The sequence below is a fragment of the Pseudomonas sp. Sample_10 genome (genome assembly GCF_004321495.1).
GTDB lineage: Bacteria > Pseudomonadota > Gammaproteobacteria > Pseudomonadales > Pseudomonadaceae > Aquipseudomonas.
Genome location: NZ_RCOE01000196.1, coordinates 1 through 21,980 on the forward strand (window position 1 = coordinate 1; position 21,980 = coordinate 21,980).

18 protein-coding genes are annotated in these 21,980 nt (G+C 59.4%); 4 read left to right on the top strand and 14 right to left on the bottom strand.

Going from position 1 to position 21,980, the window contains the following annotated elements; all coding sequences use genetic code 11:
• Window positions 1-3,648, top strand: a 3,648-nt coding sequence (locus tag D8U18_RS19325; protein ID WP_131108185.1) for an RHS repeat-associated core domain-containing protein, incomplete at its 5' end; no start/stop codon positions are given.
• A complete protein-coding gene (locus tag D8U18_RS19330) occupies window positions 3,648-4,064 on the top strand; it encodes a hypothetical protein (protein ID WP_131108186.1) in 417 nt (138 codons plus the stop codon). The genes D8U18_RS19325 and D8U18_RS19330, both read left to right, overlap by 1 nt.
• Window positions 4,065-4,291: 227 nt before the next feature.
• Here the strand turns inward: D8U18_RS19330 and D8U18_RS19335 are convergent, their stop codons facing one another.
• Complete coding sequence (locus D8U18_RS19335) at window positions 4,292-6,082, bottom strand: bifunctional diguanylate cyclase/phosphodiesterase (protein ID WP_131108187.1); 1,791 nt, start codon at window positions 6,080-6,082, stop codon at window positions 4,292-4,294.
• A 146-nt stretch (window positions 6,083-6,228) separates the two neighbouring features.
• Complete coding sequence (locus D8U18_RS19340; RefSeq protein WP_162250573.1) at window positions 6,229-8,310, bottom strand: carboxy terminal-processing peptidase; 2,082 nt, start codon at window positions 8,308-8,310, stop codon at window positions 6,229-6,231.
• A 138-nt stretch (window positions 8,311-8,448) separates the two neighbouring features.
• Here D8U18_RS19340 and D8U18_RS19345 point away from each other — a divergent pair, with 138 nt between their 5' ends.
• Window positions 8,449-9,411, top strand: a complete 963-nt coding sequence (locus D8U18_RS19345) for a zinc-binding dehydrogenase (protein WP_131108188.1) — start codon at window positions 8,449-8,451, stop codon at window positions 9,409-9,411.
• A 105-nt stretch (window positions 9,412-9,516) separates the two neighbouring features.
• Here the strand turns inward: D8U18_RS19345 and D8U18_RS19350 are convergent, their stop codons facing one another.
• The 6 genes from D8U18_RS19350 to D8U18_RS19375 form a co-directional block, all read right to left on the bottom strand.
• On the bottom strand, window positions 9,517-10,170 hold the full coding sequence (locus D8U18_RS19350; protein ID WP_056853860.1) for an HAD family hydrolase: 654 nt from the start codon (window positions 10,168-10,170) through the stop codon (window positions 9,517-9,519).
• 34 nt (window positions 10,171-10,204) lie between these two features.
• On the bottom strand, window positions 10,205-11,194 hold the full coding sequence (locus tag D8U18_RS19355) for an ABC transporter ATP-binding protein (RefSeq protein WP_130908570.1): 990 nt from the start codon (window positions 11,192-11,194) through the stop codon (window positions 10,205-10,207).
• On the bottom strand, window positions 11,191-11,991 hold the full coding sequence (locus D8U18_RS19360) for an ABC transporter permease (protein WP_130905388.1): 801 nt from the start codon (window positions 11,989-11,991) through the stop codon (window positions 11,191-11,193). Before D8U18_RS19360 ends, D8U18_RS19355 begins: the two co-directional genes overlap by 4 nt.
• Complete coding sequence (locus D8U18_RS19365) at window positions 11,978-12,823, bottom strand: ABC transporter permease subunit (protein ID WP_056853857.1); 846 nt, start codon at window positions 12,821-12,823, stop codon at window positions 11,978-11,980. The genes D8U18_RS19360 and D8U18_RS19365 overlap by 14 nt, the downstream gene beginning before the upstream one ends.
• Window positions 12,820-13,626 carry an alkaline phosphatase family protein gene (locus tag D8U18_RS19370; protein ID WP_130905389.1) on the bottom strand — a complete coding sequence of 269 codons (807 nt, stop codon included), beginning with the start codon at window positions 13,624-13,626 and terminating at the stop codon, window positions 12,820-12,822. The genes D8U18_RS19365 and D8U18_RS19370 overlap by 4 nt, the downstream gene beginning before the upstream one ends.
• A 142-nt stretch (window positions 13,627-13,768) precedes the next feature.
• A complete protein-coding gene (locus tag D8U18_RS19375; protein ID WP_056853855.1) occupies window positions 13,769-14,833 on the bottom strand; it encodes an ABC transporter substrate-binding protein in 1,065 nt (354 codons plus the stop codon).
• A 363-nt stretch (window positions 14,834-15,196) separates the two neighbouring features.
• Here D8U18_RS19375 and D8U18_RS19380 point away from each other — a divergent pair, with 363 nt between their 5' ends.
• Window positions 15,197-15,910: a UTRA domain-containing protein gene (locus tag D8U18_RS19380; RefSeq protein WP_056853854.1), complete on the top strand. Its 714-nt coding sequence runs from the start codon at window positions 15,197-15,199 to the stop codon at window positions 15,908-15,910.
• A 62-nt stretch (window positions 15,911-15,972) separates the two neighbouring features.
• Here the strand turns inward: D8U18_RS19380 and D8U18_RS19385 are convergent, their stop codons facing one another.
• From D8U18_RS19385 to minD, 6 genes are all read right to left on the bottom strand, one after another.
• Window positions 15,973-18,129, bottom strand: a complete 2,157-nt coding sequence (locus D8U18_RS19385; protein ID WP_131108189.1) for a mechanosensitive ion channel domain-containing protein — start codon at window positions 18,127-18,129, stop codon at window positions 15,973-15,975.
• A 76-nt stretch (window positions 18,130-18,205) separates the two neighbouring features.
• Window positions 18,206-18,382 carry a hypothetical protein gene (locus D8U18_RS28775; RefSeq protein ID WP_177336566.1) on the bottom strand — a complete coding sequence of 59 codons (177 nt, stop codon included), beginning with the start codon at window positions 18,380-18,382 and terminating at the stop codon, window positions 18,206-18,208.
• A gap of 98 nt (window positions 18,383-18,480) precedes the next feature.
• The gene (locus tag D8U18_RS19390) at window positions 18,481-19,770 is read right to left on the bottom strand and encodes a M18 family aminopeptidase (RefSeq protein ID WP_056853852.1); all 1,290 of its coding nucleotides are present in this window, start codon (window positions 19,768-19,770) and stop codon (window positions 18,481-18,483) included.
• Window positions 19,771-19,867: 97 nt separating this feature from the next.
• Window positions 19,868-20,503, bottom strand: coding sequence for an RluA family pseudouridine synthase (locus tag D8U18_RS19395; RefSeq protein ID WP_056853851.1), 636 nt, complete (start codon window positions 20,501-20,503; stop codon window positions 19,868-19,870).
• A 182-nt stretch (window positions 20,504-20,685) separates the two neighbouring features.
• Complete coding sequence (minE, locus tag D8U18_RS19400) at window positions 20,686-20,940, bottom strand: cell division topological specificity factor MinE (RefSeq protein ID WP_007974947.1); 255 nt, start codon at window positions 20,938-20,940, stop codon at window positions 20,686-20,688.
• Between the two features lie 3 nt (window positions 20,941-20,943).
• Window positions 20,944-21,756, bottom strand: coding sequence for a septum site-determining protein MinD (gene minD / locus D8U18_RS19405; RefSeq protein ID WP_007974946.1), 813 nt, complete (start codon window positions 21,754-21,756; stop codon window positions 20,944-20,946).
• Between the last annotated feature and the right edge of the window lie 224 nt (window positions 21,757-21,980).

Consider the following 21,980-nt stretch of genomic DNA (forward strand, 5'->3'; position numbering starts at 1 on the left):
GCGAAAAACCCCAACGGCGACAGCGCCGACGCCGCCGACCGCACCGCCACCCATGGCTGCCCGGTGTCGCTGGTCACCGGCGAAGAACTGCTGACCCTGACCGACGGTTCTTTGGACGGGCTGCTGCCGTTCGAATTCACCCGTTTGTATCGCACCAGCGCGGTGGAGATCGACAGCGGCCTGGGCTTTGGCTGGAGCCATTCGCTGGGCCAGCGCCTGGAGATCGACGGCGACACGGTGGTGTGGGTTGATGCCGAAAACCGCCGCACGCCGTTTCCCTTGCCCAGCGCGGCCCGCCCGGCGATCCACAACAGCCTGTCGCGGGCGGCGATTTACCTCGGTGATGCGCCCGAAGAGCTGATCGTCGCCCTGGCCGGTGAGGCGGCGCGCTTTTATCACTTTGTCGGCGGGCGCCTGAGTGCGATCAGCGATGCCTATGGCAATCGTCTGACCGTGCAGCGCGACATTTCCCAGCGCATCCAGCGTCTGGATAACGGCGCCGGACGTGGCTTGCTGCTGCGTTATGAGCGTCGCCATTTGATCGCCGTCGACTACCAGCGTTTTGATTGTTCGGGCGATCAGCCGCCGGTCTGGCGCACCGAGCAGACGCTGGTCAGCTACCGCTATGACGCCCGCGGGCGCTTGATCGAGGCCAGCAACGCCGCCGGCGAAAGCGAGCGCTACGACTACGACGAACAACACGTCATCCTGCAACGGCAGCTGGCCGGGGGTGCGAGTTTCTATTGGGAGTGGGAAAACTCCGGCAAGGCCGCCCGCTGCATCCGCCACTGGGCCTCGTTTGCCCAGATGGACACGCGCTACGCATGGGGCGACGACGGCAGCGTGCGGCTCCGGCACGCCGACGGCAGCGAAGAAACCTACGCCCACGACGACCGCGCGCGCCTGGTGCGGCGGGTTGCGGCCGACGGTGGCGAACAGCGCAAGGCCTATGACGCCCAGGGTCGTTTGATCGCCGAGCAGGACACCCTCGGTGCGGTCACTGAATACCGCTACGACGAGGTCGGGCGGCTGATCGCGCTGATTCCGCCGGAAGGCGAGCCGACGTCCTACGAGTACCGCAACGGTTTCCTGCATGCCCGTTATCGCGGCCAGGCCAAGTGGACCTATCAACGCAACGCCCAGGGCGATCTGACCTGGCTGATCGACCCCGACGGCCAGAGCACCTACCACGAGTACGACGCGCAGGGACGGCTGCTGACGATCCGGTATCCGGACCACAGCCGGCATGTGTTCGAGTGGAACGGCCTCGGCCAGTTGCTCGGCGAAACCCTGCCCGACGGTGCACACCGGCAGTATGCCTACGATGCGCGGGGGCGCCGGACGACGGTTCAGGATGAATCCGGTGCCATTACGCGTTACCAGTGGGACGCCGTCGGCCGACTGCTGCAGACCACGTTTCCCACAGGCGCCAGCCGCGCCTTCAGCTACAACGCCTACGGCCAGATCACCACTGAAACCGATGAACTGGGGCGGGTCACCCGCTTTGAATACGCCGACGACCTGCACCTGGTCAGTCGGCGGATCAACCCCGACGGCAGCACGCTCAAGTACCGCTACGAGCACGCCCAGCTGCTGCTCACCGAGATCGAAAACGAAGTCGGCGACACCTATCGGCTGGACTACACGCCCACGGGCTTGATCCGACAGGAAACCGGCTTCGACGGGCGGCGCACCGCCTACGCCTACGACCTCAACGGCCAGTTGCTGGAGAAAACCGAGTTCGGCGATGACGGCTCGCAGCTCATTACCGCTTACCAGCGTGACAGCGCCGGGCGCCTGCTGGTCAAGACCCTGCCCGACGGGACCAAGGTCGAGTACCGCTACGACGGATTGGGGCGGCTGGTCAGCGTCGACGACGGTCAGGACCATCCGCTGGAGTTCGAGTATGACGCCCACGACCGGCTGATCACCGAGCATCAGGGCTGGGGCACCCTGCGGTATGGCTATGACGCCGGCGGCCAGTTGCAGCACCTGCGCTTGCCGGACAACAGCCGCCTCACGTATCACCGCGCCCAAGGCGGGGCACTGACGGCGATCGACCTCAACGGCTCGCGGTTGACCACCCACCGCTTTGTCGGCGGTCGCGAACAGCAGCGCCAGCACGGTGTGCTGCACAGCGACTTTGCCTACGACGACCAGGGGCGCTTGCAGGCCCACGCCGTCAGCCAGCAGCAGCGTCCGCTGTACCGTCGCGAATACGCCTACAACGCCAACGGCAACCTCGCACAGGTCGCCGACACCCGCCACGGCCAGCGCGATTACCAGTACGACCCGCTCGACCGCCTGACCCACGTGCGCCACGCCCGCGGGCAGGACCCGGAACACTTCACTCACGACCCGGCCGGCAACCTGCTGATCCACGACCGCCCCGGCCCCTGGCACCTCAAGGGCAACCGCCTGCTGCGCCACGCCGACCGGCATTACCGCTACGACGCCTTCGGCAACCTGATCGGCGAACGCCGCGGCCAGGACCTGCGCGAATACCGCTACGACAGCCAGCACCGCCTGATCGGCTTCACCGCCCCCGACGGCCGCGAAACGTCCTACCGCTACGACGCCTTCGGCCGACGCATCAGCAAGACCGTCGACGGCCAGACCACGGAATTTTTCTGGCAAGGCGATCAAGTGATCGCCGAAAGCAGCCCAAGCCACTACCGCAGCTACCTCTACGAACCGGGCAGCTTCCGCCCGCTGGCGATGCTCGACGGCCAAGGCCCGAAACACGCCTGCCCGTTCTACTACCAACTCGACCACCTCGGCACCCCGCAGGAACTCACCGACTACAGCGGCGAGATCGTCTGGTCGGCCCGCTACACCGCCTACGGCAAAGTCAGCCAGCTCAGCCACAGCCACGGCGAACAGCTGGAGCAACCGCTGCGCTTCCAGGGCCAGTACTTCGACCCCGAAAGCGGCCTGCACTACAACCGCCACCGCTACTACCACCCCGACACCGGCCGCTACCTGACACCGGACCCGGTGAAGCTGGCCGGCGGGTTGAACCCGTATCGGTATACGCCGAATCCGACGGGGTGGGTGGATCCGTTGGGGTTGAGCGGGAATTGCCCGGGGGCGAATAGGCCGGGTTGTTCGGTGCCGGATGGTGTTGGTGGCGTTAAAGTTGATGAGGGTGAGCCGCAGCTGCCGAAGATGACGGCTGAGCGGCGGCGTGAAAGGATTGATGAGTTGGCTGAAGCGAATGCTAAGCGGCGGGTTGAAGAGTATGAAGAGAAATATGATATGCACACTATTAAAAAGCACAGCTCTGAAATACCTGAGAAAGCGCTTAAACAACGCGCTATAAATGGCGCTGACCCACATACCGGGAAAGTCCCCAAGCTCGCAAGAGGGAATTTAAGTTCGCAGTTCAGTAGTTGGCGTGTTCATCTGAGCGCGCTGAATAAGGCTATGTCTAGGGCACAACTCGGATTGCTTCCGCACACGGGACAAGACCATAACAAAGATCCCATTGTAAGAATGGAGCTTCCTGGGGCAGGTCGTGGCTACAGGCCAAACAAAAAAGACCCTAACAATCCTAACCTAAATGAAAATTTGAATTGGTTTGAAGTAAAGTTTGATAAAAAAGATCCATCAAGACCCTATACTGCTTTTCCCTCGGAGAAAAAGTAATGTTGAGAGAACCTTTCGTTGATGAAAAATTTGAGCCTGATCTCATGTGGTTCATTGGTGGGTTTAATGTTTATGATCGCGAAGAAACCAGAGGTGTAGAGCTTGGAGTTTACGACCCAGATAACAAGGCCGATAGAGAGAGTTTGATACGTGGTTATTGTTTAAATTTGGATTGCCTATCATATAGACATAAGTTTGTATTGGTGGAGTTCCTTGCGGAAAAATTGTCTGATAGTAATTTCGACTTCCAGACGTCATTCGAAATCGATGAGGGCATAGCGTCGAGTTGGCCTCGCGAAGAGTGGTATGGGTTGGAAAGTCCTCGGCAATTTTTTCAAGACGTGTACGAATTAGCGCAAGAGGTTTGGAGAGAAGACCTGCTTTTAGCATGCGCCGAAGATCAAACTTTGTGGTGATGAAGGCTTTTTGCTGTGTTACGAAACTTTCCCGACGACGCCCTAGGAAATTCCCTCCAAGTTCTAGCGGTTTTCATGAACCGATGCGGTAGCAATTGCTTGGAAGTTGCCTGCTCCGACGCCATCGCGGGCAAGCCTCGCTCCTACAGGGGGGTGTCGTTTGCGAAAACTGCAGGCGCCACAGGACCCTGTAGGAGCGAGGCTTGCCCGCGATAGCGTCGGAGCAGTCAGCTCTGTCCCATTAGAAGTGCGCTTTCCGGTGTAGGCACCGCCAGGCTATCAATCACATGCACGCTATACCCCGGCACGTTCTTCGCGTGATGTTTGGCTTGGGAGGCCATTTCCGCCAATTGGCTGGCATCGATTTCTCCGCAGGCCTCTGGATGTAGGTGCACCACGCCGATGGACAGTGAAAGCAACGGGAATTCCTGGCGCACGCCCTGGCGGTTGGGGGCGATGAAGCAGCCGGCTTCGAGGTGTTCGGCGCGGTAGAAGCGGCGGCACTGGCTCTGGAAGTCGTCCAGAAGCTGGTTCAGCCGTCGGCCCCAATCTTCCGGGCCAAGGACCAGTAGAAAGTCATCTCCCCCGATATGCCCGACGAAATCGCGTGACGGATCGACCCGGTCGTTAAGGCATTGCGCCAGGCACAGCAGGACTTCATCGCCACGGCCGTAGCCATAGATATCGTTGAAGGGTTTGAAGCTGTCGATGTCGACGTAGCAGATCACCGATTCGCGTTGCTGTTGTAACAGCCGTGTGAGGCATTGCTGGATCGGCACGTTACCCGGTAACAGGGTCAACGGATTGGCGTAGCGAGCCTGCTGGATTTTCAGCTCGGTAATCAGCTTGAGCACGTCGATCACCCGCCCCAGGCCCAGGTAGCTGCCGTTGAGGGTGATGATGAAGTCTTCTTCTATACGTTGCCGAGCGCGGCTGGTGATCAGGCGGCTGACCTGTTGCAGCGACTGGCTCATCTCGACGGCCAGGAAGTCATCGTTCATCAAGCGGCTGATCGGTTTGCGGGCGAACAGGTCAGTGGCGAACGGCTTGAGCAGCGCGTCGGAGAGCGAATGCCGATGGACGATGCCGCAGGGTTGGCCTTGTTCGTCCAGCACCGCCAGCGAGTTGAGATTGGCCTGGCGACGGAAGGCCTCCAGGACCGTGGCGGTCGGTGTGTCGCGGCCCACTGCCGGCTGGTCGTTGAGCAGGGCACTGAGGTCGCTGGCTTCATCGTTCAGCGCCACGGTGGCATTGTCCTGTCTTGGCATCAGGGGCCGGGCATCCTTGGGTGGATGCTCCTGCGGTCGGCACAGCAGATAGCCCTGAACCAGATCGACGCCCATCTCGGTCAGTACCGCCAGTTCCTCCGGCAATTCGATACCTTCAGCGATCACCTGCGCCCGTGAGGCCTTGGCGATTTGCAGGATTGAACCGACGAACTCGCGTTTGAGCGCGTCCTGATGGATACCGTCGATGAAATGTCGGTCGATTTTCACGTAATCGGGTCGCAACTCCGACCACAGTCGCAAACTTGAATAGCCTGCACCCAAGTCGTCCAGGGCAATCGAAAAACCCATCGCCCGGTAGTGATGCAGGGCGGTTTGCAGCAACTGGAAATCGTCGATGGGCGCCTGTTCGGTGAGTTCGATCACCACCTGGCTCGGCGGGATGCCGAAATCCTGCAGCAATTGCAGGGTACGACCCGGTTGATGCGCGGCCTCGAGCAGGGATTCGGGTGAAACGTTGAGGAACAGTTTTCCGGGCAATTGCTGTTCGTTGAACCGTCGGCAGGCACTCTGCCGGCAGGCGATTTCCAGTTCGCTCAAGCGACCGGCCTGGCGGGCGACGGCGAACAACGCGATGGGGGAGTGCAGCGGGCTGTTCGACGGCCCGCGGCTGAGGGCTTCGTAGCCGAGAATTCGTCGCTCAGAGAGGCTGATGATGGGCTGGAACAGGCTGTGCAAACCGCCTTGAGTCAGAATTGAGCTCAACGCACTCAGCTGTTCGGTTGTGGTCATGGCGGTCTCTGGCGATAAAAAAAGGGCTGGGCGTGTTCTCGGTAAAGAGAGCACGCCCAGCCCTGTATTTCACGACAGATTGATGACTGTTTGATGACGCTCCGCGGAGCGTCAGCATTAAATTGCCATCAGTTGCTGTTAAACACTCAGTGCTTGGCCACCGCCGTGTTGAGCTTGAGGTAGTCCAGCAGGATGCGCCCGGTTTCGCTCAGGTAGGCATCGTCTTCCGGCTTGGTCTTGTCTTGCTCGGCCGCGATGGCGTCTTCGTCTTCTTTCTTCAGCTCTTTGAGCGGCTCTTCGCCCTTGGCCTTGCGACGGATGTTTTCCATGGTCAGTTGCTTGGCTTCGATGTCGGCGTGTTGGGCTCGACGCTCGACTTCGTTGAGGCTGACGGTTTTCTCGTTCATCAACTTCTGTGCCAGGGCCAGCTTGTCGCGGATGAACACGAACTCGGCGTCTTTGGCGGTACGCACATCATGCTCGGACTTGAGCTGGGTGATGTACGGCTTGAACGGGTCGACCGCAGGCTTGATCGCCGCGCGGATGGTGTCCCACGGCATGGCTTCCGGCAGGGCGCTTTCGCCGATTTCCTTGGTGTCGATGATCGACGGGTAGTCGATGTCCGGCAGTACGCCTTGATGCTGGGTGCTCTGGCCGGAAACCCGGTAGAACTTGGCCAGGGTCAGCTTCAGTTCGCCATGGTTCAGCGGCTGAATGGTCTGCACGGTGCCTTTACCAAAGGTCTGGCCGCCAATGATCAGCGCGCGGTGGTAGTCCTGCATGGCGCCGGCAAAAATCTCCGACGCCGAGGCGGACAAACGGTTGACGAGCAACGCCATCGGGCCTTTGTAGAACGCACCCGGATTTTCATCTTCGAGCACATCGACGCGGCCATCGGCGTTACGCACCAGTACGGTCGGGCCTTTGTCGATGAACAGGCTGGTCAGCTCGGTCGCTTCCTGCAAGGAACCGCCGCCGTTGTTGCGCAGGTCGATGACCACGCCGTCGACCTTGTCCTTTTGCAACTCGGTCAGCAGTTTCTTGACGTCGCGCGTGGTGCTCTTGTAGTCCGGATCACCGGCACGAAACGCCTTGAAGTCCAGATAGAAAGCCGGGATCTCGATGACGCCAAGCTTGTAGTCCTTGCCATCCTGCTTGAGGTTGAGGACCGATTTTTTCACCGCCTGGTCTTCAAGCTTCACCGCTTCACGGGTGATCGGCACGATCTTGCTGGTCTGGTCGTTCGGCGCATTGCTGGCCGGAATCACTTCCAGACGCACCACGGTGCCTTTCGGACCACGGATCAACTTGACCACTTCATCCAGACGCCAGCCAACCACGTCGACCATTTCCTTGTTGCCTTGGGCAACGCCGATGATCTTGTCGGCCGGTGCGACCTGCTTGGTCTTGTCGGCCGGACCTGCCGGCACCAGACGCACGACTTTCACCTGGTCGTTGTCACTCTGCAACACGGCGCCGATGCCCTCGAGGGACAGGCTCATGTTGATGTCGAAGTTTTCCGCGTTATCCGGCGACAGATAGTTGGTGTGCGGGTCGTAGGACATGGCGAAGGTGTTGATGTACGCCTGGAAGATGTCTTCCGCGCGGGTCTGGTCCAGACGCGCCAACTGGTTCTTGTAGCGCTTGGTCAGGGTTTCCTGGATCTGCTTGGAATCCTTGCCGGCGATCTTCTGGCGCAGGACTTCGTCCTTGACGCGCTTGCGCCACAGGTCGTCGAGTTCTGCGGTGGACTTGAGCCAAGGCGCGTCCTTGCGATCGATCAGCAAGGTTTCCTTGGTGGTGAAGTCAATCTTGTCGACACCCTTGTTCAACTCGGCAAGGGCAAAGTCCAGACGCGCTTTGACGCGGTCCAGGTAGCGCTTGTAGATGGTGAACCCGGCGTTTAGATCGCCGCTTTTGAGGAAGTCGTCGAACTGGGTCTTCCACTTGTCGAACTCGGCAATGTCGCTGGCCATGAAATAGCTGCGCGACGGGTCGAGCAATTTGAGATAGCTGTCGTAGATGATCACCGAGCGCGCATCATCGAGCGGTGGTTTGCTGTAGTGATGACGCTTGAGCAGTTCCACGACATTCAGACTGGCGATGACTTCGTCACGATCAGGTTGAAGCTTGTCCCAGCTGTTGGCTGCGAAAGTGTTGCCGGACATCGGCAGCAGGCCGATACCGATGAAAAGAGCGAGGGCAGTGCTGGGGAACAAACGCTTCATGTTGATTCGACGCGGGGACAATTGATAACGCATATTAGGCCGTCTTTGAAGTCGCCGGTTCCACAAGGGCCGGTCGCATAATGCAAAAAGCCCGGCGCTACAGCTTCGGGCTCAGTCCAGACTCACTATGGAGGCACTGTGAAAGCATTGCAAGGCGTTGACGGTCAAGTGGAGTGGCTTGAAGAGCCGAGTCCTGCGTGTGATGTAGGACAAGTTCGCATCCGGGTGTCGGCTGCGGGACTCAATCGTGCCGACTTATTACAGAAGGCAGGGCTGTATCCGCCACCACCTGGGGCCAGCAAGGTGCTCGGTCTAGAGTGTTCGGGCGTGATCAGCGAGGTCGGGCCGGGTTCTTCCTGGCAAGTCGGCGATCGGGTTTGCGCCTTGCTGGCCGGGGGCGGGATGGCCGAGGAAGTGGTTGTCGACGGACGGCACGTGCTGCCGGTACCCGACGAAATGTCGCTCTCAGAGGCGGCAGCGTTGCCAGAAGTGTATGCAACGGTCTGGTTGAATTTGTTTCAACTCGCTGCACTCAAGCCAGGGGAAAAAGTCCTGCTGCACGCTGGAGCAAGTGGAATCGGTTCAGCTGCCATTCAGCTGTGCAAGGCGTTCGGAAATCCGTGCTGGGTCAGTGTCGGTTCTGCCGAACGGCTGGCCTATTGCGAAAAGCTTGGCGCCCAGGGCGGTGTGGTCCGTAGCGGCAATCTCGAGAGCTTGAGCGATCTGGGGCCGTTCGATGTCATCCTCGACCCGGTAGGAGGCAATTACGCGGCGCTGAACCTTAAGCTTATGGCTCTGGATGGGCGCTGGGTGCTGATCGGGTTGATGGGCGGCCGTGAGGCCAGGCTTGATCTGGCGCAAGTGCTGGCCAAGCGTGTGCAACTGTTGGGCTCGACCCTGCGCAGCCGCGATGATCAGTTCAAGGCGGATCTGTTCAGTGATCTGCGCCAGCACGTGTGGCCGCTGTTTGCTGAAGGCCGGTTGAGCCCGCAACTGGCCAAGGCCTTCCCGATCAAGGATGCCGAAGCGGCGTTTGCCGAGTTGGCGAGCAACACGGTGGCTGGGAAGCTGGTGTTGGTGATTGATGAAAGCCTGACCTGATAACCCCCGTAGGAGCGAGGCTTGCCCGCGATGATCGATGACACGGTCTGCCAAACATACCGAGTCGCCTGAATCGCGGGCAAGCCTTGCTCCTACACGAGCGGGTTACTTCCAGATATGGATTGGCCAGCCGGCTTTTTCCGCCTGTTCACGCAGCACCGGGTCCGGGTTCACCACATGTGGGAAATCCACCTTCAGCAACAACGGCAAATCATTGCGTGAATCGGAATAAAAACTCGCGCCTTCAAGGTTTTCCTCTTCTGCATCCAGCCACTCCAGCAGCCGGGTGATCTTGCCTTCGCGGTAGGTCAGGGTGCCGACGGTGTTGCCGGTGTAAGCACCGTGGGCCACCTCCAGTTCGATCCCGAGAATCTCGTCGATGCCCAGGCGCTCGGCAATCGGCGCCACCAGGTGCGTGCCGGAGGCCGAGATCACCAGGATGCGGTCGCCGGCCTTGCGGTGCGCGGCGATGGTCTTGGTGGCGTCGCTGAAGATGATCGGTTCGATGAAGTCTTCCACCCATGGGCCGACCAGGTGTTCGACCTCAGCCGGTGTACGACCGATCAATGGCTCCAGGCTGAAGGCCATGTAGTCTTCCATCGCCAGGTGGCCTCGGCCGTAGGCGTCCATCAGTTCCTTGTCGCGACGCAGGAAGGATTCGCCATCGACCCAGCCGAGGCGGACCATTTGTTCGCTCCACAGCGAGGCGCAGTCGCCGTGGATCAGGGTTTCGTCCAGATCAAAAATTGCCAGGGCCATCAGTGCAGTTCTCTCTTCAACGTCAGCAAGGTCATCAGGCTACCTCACACAGGGCCGTCGGATCGATGGAAAGCGCCAGACGCTGACCATCGGGATGCAAATCGGAGGCCGAGCGGTTGAGTACATCCACCACCAGCTCTACGCCGCGGGCTTCGATGCGGTAGCGGATCACGTTGCCCAGCAGGCTGTGGCTGCGTATTTGCGCGTCGAGTTCACCGTTGAGGCTCAGTTCGATGGCTTCCGGGCGAATCGCGATTCGATGATTGATCGGCCGCTGCAACAGCTTCGTCGCGCTCTCGGCATCCAGCAGATTGTAGTTACCGATGAACCCGGCGGCGAACACATCGACCGGCGCTGTATAGAGGGTTTCGGCATCGCCGCTTTGTACGATTTTTCCCTGATTCATCAGGAAAATCCGATCAGACATGGTCAGCGCTTCTTCCTGATCATGTGTGACGAAAATCGTGGTCAAGCCCAGTTCGCGCTGGATCTGACGGATCTGTTCGCGCAGGTGTTTACGAATTCGCGCATCGAGCGCCGACAGCGGTTCATCCAGCAGCAACAGGCGAGGGCGGGTCACCAGCGAGCGGGCAAGGGCGACGCGCTGGCACTGGCCCCCCGACAGTTGATGGGGATAGCGGGCGGCGAAATCTTGCAGTTCTACCAACTTCAATACTTCAGCGACGCGCTTCTGGCTGTCGTCCGAGTTGACCTTTTGCATGCGCAAACCGAAGGCGACGTTCTGTTCCACGGTCATGTTGGGAAACAGCGCATAACTCTGGAACACCATGCCGATCCCGCGTTTTTGCGGGCTCAGCGGCACGATGTCGATGCCATCAAGCAGGATCTTGCCGCCATCTACCGAGGTCAGTCCGGCGATGCAGCGCAGCAGGGTCGATTTGCCGCAACCGGACGGGCCGAGCAGGGTGACGAATTCGCCTTTCTGGATTTCGCAGTTGATGTCGCTGAACACCGTGGTGCCTGCGTAGTTTTTCTGAAGATGTTGGACGCTGACATAGCTCATTCGCTTTTGTCCCTGTTCAAGATGTTGGCAATCCAGGTCAAGACCAGCACAAAGAAGAAGTAGGAAATCACCAGCGCACTGGTGAAATGTCCGCTGCTGTTGCGCATGTTGTTGAGGTAGACCTGCAGGGTTTCGTAACGGGTGCCGACGAGGATGTTGGCGAACACGAATTCACCGAACAGGAACGAAAACGACAGCAGCAATGCCACCATCAAGCCCTTGCGCAGGTTCGGCAGCACCACCAGGAATGCCGCCTGAAAGGTGCTGGCGCCGAGCAGTTGCGCGGCGTCCATCAGGTCACGCAGGTTGATCGCTTGCAGGTTGTTGGTGATCGCCCGGTACATGAAGGGCAATGCCACAGTGAAGTAGCAACCGATCAGGATCCACGGTGTGCCGACCATGGCGAACGGCCCCGAGCCGTAGAGCTGCAACAGACCGACCGACGACACCACTGGCGGCACCGCGAAGGGCAGCAGGATCAGGATGTTCATCAGCGCATCGAGTTTTGGAAAGTGGTAATGCACCACGAACAGCAGCGGCAGGATCAGTACCACCGACAGGACCAGTGCACCGACACAGACCAGCAGCGACTGGCCGAAAGCACTGAGAAAGCGCGGGTCGCTCCACAATTGCACGTACCATTTGATACTGAAGCCGCTGGGCAGAATGGTCGCCGACCAACTGCTGGAGATCGAGTAGATGAATGTGCCGAGCAATGGCAGCAGCAGGATCGCGAACAGCAGGTAGACCACCACCCTGTGGTAGACCCCGATAGGTCCCAATTCAGCGCGAGACATGGTAGCTCCTCTTCAACAGCAGCTGATGCACGATGGTCACCAGGGTCATCAACGCCACGAGCACCACGGCCAGGGCGCTGGCGAGGTTGGGGTCGAGGGAAATGTCACCGGATACCATTGCCGCGATCCGGATAGGCAGCACGTTGAAGTTGCCGGTGGTCAGGGCATACACCGTGGCGTAGGCGCCGAGGGCGTTGGCCAGCAGGATCACGAAGGTGCCCAGCAATGCCGGGGTCAGCACCGGCAGGCCGATGTGGCGCCAGAACTGCCAGCCATTGGCGCCCAGCAGCGCAGCGGATTCGCGCCAGTCCTCGCGCAAGGCGTCGAACGCCGGGTAGAGCAGCAGCACGCCGAGCGGGATCTGGAAATAGGTGTAGAGGATGATCAGCCCGGTTTTCGAATACAGGTTGAAGTCCTGAATGATCCCGGCCTGCTTGAGCATGATGGTGAAGCTGCCGTTGAAGCCGAGCAGGATGATGAACGCGAAAGCCAAGGGCACGCCGGCGAAGTTGCTGGTCATGTTGGCGAAGGCGTTGACGAAGTTGCGCAGTTTCGAATCGACCCGACGCAGTGAATAAGCGCCGAGCACCGCGATGATGATGCCGAATACGCTGGACCAGAAGCTGATCTCGAGGCTGTAGCGGATTGCCTGCAAATAGAACTTCGAATTGAAAATCTTGGTGAAGTTGGCCAGGCCCCAGCCGAATTCTTCCGATTCGAGGCTGTTGATCATCACCCACACCAGCGGGGCGATTTCGAACACGATAAAGAACAGAGCGAAGGGCACCAGGCACAAAGCCGCCAGCCATTTGCCGCGAGTGATGGCATTCACTTGAGCAGCTCCCGGCACACAGGTTTGTCGTGGGGGACGCCCAGCAGCTCGCAGACGGTGCCGCAGATTTGCGTCTGTTTCGGGACGGCATCGGCATTGAGACTGAAGGCATCACCGAGCACGAACAGCGGAACTTCGCGTTCCTCGGGCAGCAGGCCGTTGTGGGACCGGTCGTTATTCATGCCGTGATCGGCTGTCACCAGCACTTGATAACCCGCGTCGAGCCAGCCTTGCAGATAGTCGGCGATGATGATGTCGGCGGAGCGCGCGCTGTTTCGGTATTGCGCGGTTTCGAGGCCGTGCTTGTGCCCGGCGTCGTCAATGTTCATGGGGTGCACCAGCAGGAAATTCGGCGCATGGCGCAAACGCAGGTTTTCGGCATCGGCGAACAGATGCGAGTCGGGATAATGATCGTTCCAGTAAAAATGCCCGTGCTGGATCGGTAGGTCGGGGTTGTCGGTGTGACGATCACGCGCCGCCACGAACGGCGAGCGGTTGTACAACTCACTGACCCAGTGGTATGCCGCCGCAGCCGTTTTCAGCCCGGCGTCAGTGGCATAGTGATAGATGCTGCGCTGGTTCGACAGGCGCGAGACATTGTTGTGGACGATGCCGCTGTCGATCGGCGTGACGCCGGTCAGGATGCATTCGTACAGAGGGCGGGACAGGGCCGGCAATTCGCACTCCAGCTTGTAGAGCGCTGCGCGTCCTGCGCCGACATAGGCTTGCAGGTGCCCCATGGCGTGGCTGGCGACTTCGTAGTTGAGGCCGTCGAGCACCACAAGGATGACGTTGTGATTCATAGGGGCGATGACTCCGCAAAACAATGAATATCAGCGAAACCCGCAGGCGCGAAGCTTGCTCGCGAAGACGGACTTTCAGCCAACAGGGATGTTGACTGTCAGTGCCGCTTCGCGGGCAAGCCTCGCTCCTACAGATCACGCATTACTTCATTTCGACGATGACTTCTTCGTTCCACTTCTGCGGCAAGGCCTTGGACGTTTTCTCCCAGGCATCCGCGTCCTTGATCGGCGTGACCTTTTTGTACTGCTCGTTTGGCAGCAGCTTGGCTTTCACGTCTTCGGGCAACGTGATGTGTTCGGCACGGATCGGACGGGCATTACCTTTGGCCAGGTTGATCTGCCCGGCGTCACTGAAGATGTACTCACGGGTCAGCTTGGCGGCGTTCGGGTTTTTCGCGTATTTGTTGATGATGGTGGTGTAGCCGGAAATCACCGAGCCATCGGATGGGATCAGCACGACATAGTCATCCGGGTTGGCCATTTTGGCCTTGTAGCTCAGGCCATTGAAGTCCCAGACCACACCGACTTCGATCTCGCCTTTTTCCATGGTGGCAATGGTCGGGTTGGCCATCGACAGGCGACCCTGCTTGGCGATATCGGCAAACATCAGCAACGCAGGCTGCAGGTTTTTCTCGTCGCCGCCATTGGCCAGTGCTGCGGCCAGTACGCCGTTGGCTGCCTGAGCCGCGGTGCTCACGTCACCGATGGACACTTTGTATTTGCCAGACTTGAGGTCTGCCCATTTGGTGGGTACTTCGGAACCGTGCAGCAATTTCTTGTTGACGATGAAGGCGATGGTGCCGGTGTAGGCCAACGCCCAGTTGCCGTCCTTGTCCTTGGCCCAGTCGGGTACCTGGTCCCAGGTGGACGGTTTGTACGGTTGCACCACACCTTGCTTGACCGCAATCGGGCCGAAGGCGGCGCCGACGTCGCCGATGTCGGCACTGGCGTTGTCTTTTTCCGCGGCGAACTTGGCAATTTCCTGGGCCGAGCTCATGTCGGTATCGATGTGTTTCAAGCCATATTTCTTGGCCAGGTCTTCCCAGGTGCCTTTCCAGTTGGCCCAGTCATCGGGCATGCCGACGCTGTTGACTGCGCCTTCCGCTTTCGCAGCGGCTTCCAGGGTTTTCAGATCATCAGCCGCCATGGCGGCGGTGCACATGGCAATGGTCGAGCCTAACAGTGATGCCAGGAAAAACTGTTTCATTCCGAAGCTCCTTGGGTCGTGTTCAACGCTGCGATTGCGGTTTGTGTTGGTCTAGGTCAGCAATACCTGAGCCAATTTAGGGGGGCTGGATGACACTTTGATGTCGTTCGTCGCCCGACAGGCGTTTTATTTGCCCGGTACTGACGGCTGCCAAGTAAGCGTAGACCATTGGCAAATGCCCGCAGTACAAGCACTTGGCAGATGTATTGCACGGATTTCAACGCGCCCTGCAGATGACCCGTCCCCAGACTTGTCATCTCTCAGTCATCTGCACTGCCTACGCTTACAGGACGTAGACAGAGCCGATTTACAGCGCGGTTCTGCCCCGAAACAGTGCTGGTCTAGTCCAGATAGGTAACGTTGATGCGCGACGAGGCAACAAAAGCGGTGACAGCCATCGGCCAAGTGCTGCAGGAGCAACTTGACCATGGGTTGCTGACGCCTGGCAGCAAGCTGCCGGCCGAGCGTAAGCTCAGTGAGTTGTTCGGTACGACGCGCATTACAGTGCGCGAGGCGTTGTTGCAGCTGGAGGCTCAGGGGCAGATTTATCGCGAAGAACGCCGGGGCTGGTTCGTCTCGCCACCGCGCCTGGCCTATAACCTGATGCAGCGCAGCCACTTTCACGCAATGGTCGGCGCGCAGGGGCGGGTGCCGTCCACTGAAGTGATCTCTGCGCGTTTGCAGCCAGCGTCGGCGGCGGTCTGTGCCTGGTTGCAGTTGCCGGCGCTGTCGAGCGTGATTCAGATCTGCCGATCGCGACGCATTGACGGGCGCCTGGTGTTGTACGTGGAGCATTATCTGAACCCGCAGTTTTTCCCGGGGATCCTGGACTTTGATTTGAACCAGTCGATTACCGAACTTTATGCGCGACATTACGACTTGCATTACGGGCGGGTGCGGTTCGAGATTGTGCCGACGGCGTTGTCCGCGGATGCGGCAGCGGCCTTGCGGGTGTCGGTGGGGAGCCCGGGCTTACGGATTGCCCGGGTCAATTACGATCAGCATGAGCGGCTGATCGATTGCGATCTGGAGTTTTGGCGGCATGATGCGATTCATGTTGGCGTTGATGTCGTTTGAATACTAATGCCGCGTATTCATGGGAAGGCTAATCAGGGCGGGACTGAAACTTAAGATCAGCATCACCCCTTCTCCAGTCCACCACCGGCCGTCATCACTTGAATGCTCATCCGCGGCATAGCCAAATCCATCCCGGCTTCGTCCATGTGTCGTTTCAGCGACAGGTTGAACGCACGGGACACTTCCCATTGTTTGATCGGCGCAGTCTTGAACCGGGCGCGCAGGATCGCATTGCCGGACTCGAAGCTTTCCACACCCTGAAACTCAAGTGGCGACCAGATGTTGCGTCGTTGCAGGGGATCGGTGCGCATTTTCTGCCCGACGTCACGCATGAGTTTGATTGCGCTATCGATGTCCATGTTGGCAGGAATCGCGACGCGGAAGATGGCATAGCCGAACTCCCGGGAGTAGTTCTTGATGCTTTTGATTTCGCTGAACGGAATGGTGTGGACGATGCCGTCGATGTCCCGCAGGCGCACCGTACGGATAGTCAGGCCTTCGACCGTGCCGAGGTGGCCGCCGACGTCCACGTAGTCGTCGATGGCCAGGGAGTCTTCGATGATGATAAACAAGCCGGTGATCAGGTCGGCCACCAGTGATTGCGCACCAAAGCCGATGGCCAGGCCGATAACGCCGGCACCGGCCAGCAGTGGCGTGACGTTCATGCCCATGTTCGCCAGCGCGACGATCAGCGCGATGATGAAGATCGCCACGAACAATACGTTGCGGATCAGCGGCATCATCGTTTGAGCGCGGGCGTTGGCCAGGCCTTTGCGAGAGCGGGTGAGGGCATGGTGCACGGCGGTGTCGCTGAGGATCCAGACCAGCCAGGCGAAGATCAGCGTGCCGATGAGGCTGAACAGCTTGACACTGATTTCATGGCCCTCGCCTTCGGTGAACGCAATCAGCGACATGCCCCAGACTCGCAGTCCGAGTTCGATGAACGCCAGCCATACCAGCAAATGGGCAAGGGTATAAAAGAAGCTTTTCAAGCGTTCGGAATACAGCGCGTGGCGTTTGACCCCGCGTTGCGGTTTCAGGGAGTGGCGACGTACCAGGCCGTTGATCACCATGCACAACACCAGCAATACCGTGCAGATCAGCGACTGGCGCAGGGCAGTGCTGGTGTCGCCGGCAGAAACAAACGTGGCGAACAGGGAAATGCCCACCAGCACCAGTGCCGGGACATACCAGAAGGTGCCGAGGATTTCGATGGTATCGCTGAGGGCACGGCGGGTCAGGCGGCGGGACAGTGGCTGGTTGCGTATCAGGTGGGCGATCGGGCGACGGAATCGCAGGATGAACAAGCCGGTGGACAGCGCCGCCAAGACGTTGGCCACCGTCGCTGCCGTGTGCGCCAAGTGCACGCCAAGGCTTTCGATCAATCGCGGATCGCTCAGGGCTTCACCAAAAGCGGCGAAGCTGCCGATCAGCCACAGGGGTCGAAACGCCTGATGCCGCAAGATGTGCAAGGCACGGTGGCGGTGCGGGCCGTCGAGCAGGGAGAAAGCGATCACACAGATAGCGGAGAAACAGGTGCCGACCACCAGTGCATAGGCCAGCACCATCGCCAGGCTTTTGCCCAATGACGACGGCAGGGCGTAGCTCATGTAGACCGTGATGACCAAGGCAATCAGCCAAGGCCCGAGCTTGCGCAAGGCGAAGCGCAACATGTCCACGGCCCTGGGGTGCTGTGGCAGTTCTTCGGTCAACCCGAAACGCATGCGCACCCGGTGGCTGATCCAGATCAACGCAGCCGCCAGCAGGCTCCAGAGCATCAGAATCAGGGCAAAGGCGAAAATGATTGGCAGCCATTCATTGGCCGGCAGTATCCGCGCCGTGAGTTCGTCCTTGGCCTGGTCGAATTCGTTGGACCAGCGTGTAATCGGGCTGTCGGCGCCGGAAAATTGTTTCTCGAAGCTGGCGAGCGTGCCCCCAATGAGGCCCAGTACCCCCTCTTCGGCGACGGGTTGCGCCTTTTTCGTGGCATCGCGCAGTGTCTTCAAGTCCGCCAGCAATTTGCTTCGTTGCTGATCGTTTTCCAGGGACTTGATCACTTCGTCCAGTGATTGAGCCAAGGGCTCCTGCGCTTCTGGCTGGGCTTTCGAGGAGCTGTTGAGCAGGCTCGGCAAACCCACGGCCTGGGCAGGCGCCACTGGCAGCAGCGACAGCAGGCAGACAAGGAGCAAACACGGCAGAGCGAAAAGACGAGCGGACACTAGGCGGTCAATCTCAGAGTGAGCGGATCGACCGAGTGTACGAGCCCGTCAAATTCAAAGCGAGTCGGGGGATAATTTATTCGTTGAGTTTGGCGAGGATCTTGAAGATCACAGTGGCAAGGATCAGCAGCATGCCGAGCCACATGGCGAGTACGCCGGCATTTTTGTCACGAAAGTTGAAGCCGACTGCCAGCATCAACATACCGATAAGAATCGGAATCAGCATGGCGTGGAACGAGGATAGCGAGATCATGGCGACTGCCTTGTCGAAAGGGATAATTGAAGTCTAGGTGGATTTCCTGCGATCCGTGCAGGAGCTGCCGCAGGCTGCGGCAGCTCTTGCACGGGGATCTACGGCAGCTCGCGGCAGGCGTAGAAAGCACTCAGCACTTTGACCAGATGCGCCAGGTCGTGGCTGCCGCACAGTTCACGGATCGAGTGCATGGCGAACGTCGGAAGGCCGATGTCCACGGTGCGCACACCCAGGTGACTGGCGGTGATCGGGCCGATGGTCGAGCCGCAGCCCATGTCGCTGCGCACCACGAAGCTCTGCACCGGTACTTCTTCGGCCATGCACAGGTGGCGGAAGAACCCGGCGGTTTCGCTGTTGGTGGCGTAGCGCTGGTTGCTGTTGACCTTGATCACCGGGCCGGCGTTGAGTTTCGGGCCGTGGTTGGCGTCGTGCTTGTCGGCGTAGTTGGGGTGCACGCCGTGGGCATTGTCGGCCGAAACCAGCAGGGATTTCTGAATGGTGCGTACGAATTCGTCACCTTCGGGCAACAGGCGACGCAGGGTTTGTTCGAGCATCGGGCCATCGGCGCCGCAAGCAGAACAGGAACCGACTTCTTCGTGATCATTGCAGACCAGTACACAAGTTTCGTCGGTGTCGGCGGTCAGCAACGCTTGCAGGCCGGCGTAGCACGACAGCAGGTTGTCCAGGCGGGCGCCAGCGATGAAATCACCGTGAAGGCCGATAACCGCGGCACTTTGCGTATCGTAGAAGCTGAGCTCGTAATCGAGCACCACATCGGCATTCAAGCCGTGCTCGCGGGCGAGTTGGTCGGTGATCACAGCGCGGAAATCCACGCGCTCGTCACCGGCGAATTGCGCCAGCACCGGTGGCAATTCGGTCTGGGCATTGATCGCCCAGCCCATGTTGGCCTCACGATTGAGGTGAATGGCCAGGTTCGGAATGATTGCGATCGGTGCCTTGAAGTCGATCAACTGGCTCTCGACCTTACCGTCACGGCGGAAGGTCACGCGGCCGGCCAGGGACAGGTCACGATCGAACCACGGTGCCAGCAGCGCGCCGCCATACACTTCGACGCCCAGTTGCCAGAAGCCTTGGCGTTGCAGTTCCGGTTGCGGCTTGACCCGCAGGCACGGGCTGTCGGTGTGGGCGCCGACCAGGCGAATGCCGCCGTGCAGCGGCGAATGGCGGCCCATTTTGATCGCAACGATCGAAGAGTCGTTACGCGTGACGTAGTAGCGACCATTGGCTTCGGTGGACCAGGGCTCACGCTCGTCCAGGCGTTGATAGCCTGCTGCTTCCAGTCGCTGAACAAGGCTGGCAGTGGCATGGAACGGGGTAGGGGAGGCCTTGAGAAAGTCGATCAGGCCTTGGTTCAACTCTTCGCGCATAAGAAGCTCCAGACAGCAATGGCGCCAGTTTAACGTATTGGTCAGAGAATTGGCGGGGGACTGCTGACTAGCAAATCCCTACAGAGGGCATTGGCTACTAGAACGGTGCCGGGCACTCAAAGCGCAGGCGTTCGCCACTTTGCGGATGAGTGAAGCTGAGCATGCTCGCGTGCAGGCACAGGCGAGGCCAGGCGGCCAGGGCTTGTTCGTGAGCATAGAGCCCGTCGCCCAGCAGTGGGTGACCGATCGACAGCATATGCACACGCAACTGGTGCGAGCGTCCGGTGATCGGCGTGAGCTCGACGCGGCACCAGTCGCCACAGCGTTCCAGTACGCGCCAGAAGGTCAGGGCGTTTTTACCGAACTCATGGTCGACCACATGGCGTGGCTTGGTCGGCGGATCATAGCGCAGCGGTAAATCGATGCTGCCGCTGTCCAGCTCGGGCTGGCCCCAGCACAGCGCGGTGTACGCCTTTTCGGTTTCGCGGTCGTGAAATTGGCGGGACAGCTCACGGTGCGTATCGGGATCGCGAGCCAGCAGGATGATGCCGGAGGTTTCCCAGTCCAGGCGATGGACGATGCGGGCTTCCGGGTAACCGTTTTCCTGCAGGCGGGTAATCAGGCAATCCTTGTTGTCATCGGCCCGGCCCGGGACGGAGAGCAGCAAGGTGGGTTTGTTCACCACCAGAACGGCGGCATCCTGATGAATGATTTGGACATTGGACAGCGGCATTAAAACAGCCTCGTAACAAACGCCAACGGCGGCTCAGGTCTCCCGCTCTCTGTAGGAGCAAAGCTTGCTCGCGATTTAGGCAACTCGGTATTCCGATAAACCGAGGTGATGCTATCGCGAGCAAGTTTTGCTCCTGCAAAATGCGGGAAAACCTGAACCGCCGTGGCTCCAGCCGGATCGACTCAGCGATCTGGCAGGGTGATATTGAGTTCCAGAATCGAGCAGCTGCCCTGGCTTTCCAGTGCGACGTGCACGTCATCGGACCCGATATTGACGTACTTGCGAATCACCTCGACCAGTTCCTTCTGCAAGGCTGGCAGGTAGTCCGGGGTACTGCGTTGGCCGCGTTCGTGCGCCACGATGATCTGTAGACGCTCTTTCGCTACCGACGCGGTGCTTTGCTTTTTGTTGGCACGAAAGAAGTCAAAAAGGTTCATTGCTTAGTTGCCTCCAAACAGGCGCTCGAAGAATCCCTTCTTCTGTACATCGAGGAATCGATGATCCACGGTCTTGCCCAGCAGGCGATCTACGGTATCGCTGTAGGCCTGGCCGGCATCGCTCTGGTCGTCGAGGATCACGGGAACGCCTTGGTTGGATGCCTTGAGCACCGCCTGGGATTCCGGGATCACGCCGAGCAGGGTTACCGAGAGGATTTCCTTGACGTCTTCTACGCCGAGCATTTCGCCTTTGCTCACACGTTCCGGGTGATAACGGGTAATCAGCAAGTGTTCCTTGATCGGGTCTTCGCCGCGTTCGGCGCGACGGGACTTGCTGGCCAGCAGGCCGAGCATGCGGTCGGAATCTCGAACCGAGGACACTTCCGGGTTGGTCACGACGATCGCTTCGTCAGCGAAGTACATGGCCAGGTGGGCACCTTTCTCGATGCCTGCCGGGGAGTCGCAGACCACGAACTCAAAGTCTTCCTTGAGTTGCATCAGGACTTTTTCCACGCCTTCGACGGTCAGCGCGTCTTTGTCGCGGGTCTGGCTGGCCGCCAGTACGTAGAGGTTTTCCAGGCGCTTGTCTTTGATCAGTGCCTGTTGCAGGTTGGCTTCGCCGTTTACCACGTTGACGAAGTCATACACCACGCGGCGCTCGCAACCCATGATCAGGTCGAGGTTACGCAAGCCCACGTCGAAGTCGACGATCACTGTTTTGTGGCCGCGCAGAGCGAGGCCGGTACCGATAGCGGCGCTGGTGGTGGTCTTACCCACACCACCCTTGCCGGATGTAACCACGAGAATCTTGGCCAAGGTGTTTCACCCCTAAGGAAAAAGGACTTTTAGCCCCTGAAAAACATCTCTTGAAAACTACTGCAGTCGGACAGCCTTGGCTGGAGTTCGGTTGTGAGCGGCGTTTACCCCCGGTAAACACTGCTTTTGGCCTGTTTCCTACTTCGTTTGAGCCGTTTTCGCTACGTTTTAGAGATGCTTGGAAAATGCGGCAGTATCCGTTAAAGCCGAATGATGTTCAACAC

Excerpts from the sequence above, each read along its gene's own strand:
- D8U18_RS19330 (WP_131108186.1), top strand. The coding sequence starts at position 3,648 with ATGTTGAGAGAACCTTTCGTTGATGAAAAATTTGAGCCTGATCTCATG.
- D8U18_RS19335 (WP_131108187.1), bottom strand. The coding sequence starts at position 6,082 with ATGACCACAACCGAACAGCTGAGTGCGTTGAGCTCAATTCTGACTCAA.
- D8U18_RS19340 (WP_162250573.1), bottom strand. The coding sequence starts at position 8,310 with ATGAAGCGTTTGTTCCCCAGCACTGCCCTCGCTCTTTTCATCGGTATC.
- D8U18_RS19350 (WP_056853860.1), bottom strand. The coding sequence starts at position 10,170 with ATGGCCCTGGCAATTTTTGATCTGGACGAAACCCTGATCCACGGCGAC.
- D8U18_RS19355 (WP_130908570.1), bottom strand. The coding sequence starts at position 11,194 with ATGAGCTATGTCAGCGTCCAACATCTTCAGAAAAACTACGCAGGCACC.
- D8U18_RS19360 (WP_130905388.1), bottom strand. The coding sequence starts at position 11,991 with ATGTCTCGCGCTGAATTGGGACCTATCGGGGTCTACCACAGGGTGGTG.
- D8U18_RS19370 (WP_130905389.1), bottom strand. The coding sequence starts at position 13,626 with ATGAATCACAACGTCATCCTTGTGGTGCTCGACGGCCTCAACTACGAA.
- D8U18_RS19375 (WP_056853855.1), bottom strand. The coding sequence starts at position 14,833 with ATGAAACAGTTTTTCCTGGCATCACTGTTAGGCTCGACCATTGCCATG.
- D8U18_RS19380 (WP_056853854.1), top strand. The coding sequence starts at position 15,197 with ATGCGCGACGAGGCAACAAAAGCGGTGACAGCCATCGGCCAAGTGCTG.
- D8U18_RS28775 (WP_177336566.1), bottom strand. The coding sequence starts at position 18,382 with ATGATCTCGCTATCCTCGTTCCACGCCATGCTGATTCCGATTCTTATC.
- D8U18_RS19390 (WP_056853852.1), bottom strand. The coding sequence starts at position 19,770 with ATGCGCGAAGAGTTGAACCAAGGCCTGATCGACTTTCTCAAGGCCTCC.
- D8U18_RS19395 (WP_056853851.1), bottom strand. The coding sequence starts at position 20,503 with ATGCCGCTGTCCAATGTCCAAATCATTCATCAGGATGCCGCCGTTCTG.
- minE (WP_007974947.1), bottom strand. The coding sequence starts at position 20,940 with ATGAACCTTTTTGACTTCTTTCGTGCCAACAAAAAGCAAAGCACCGCG.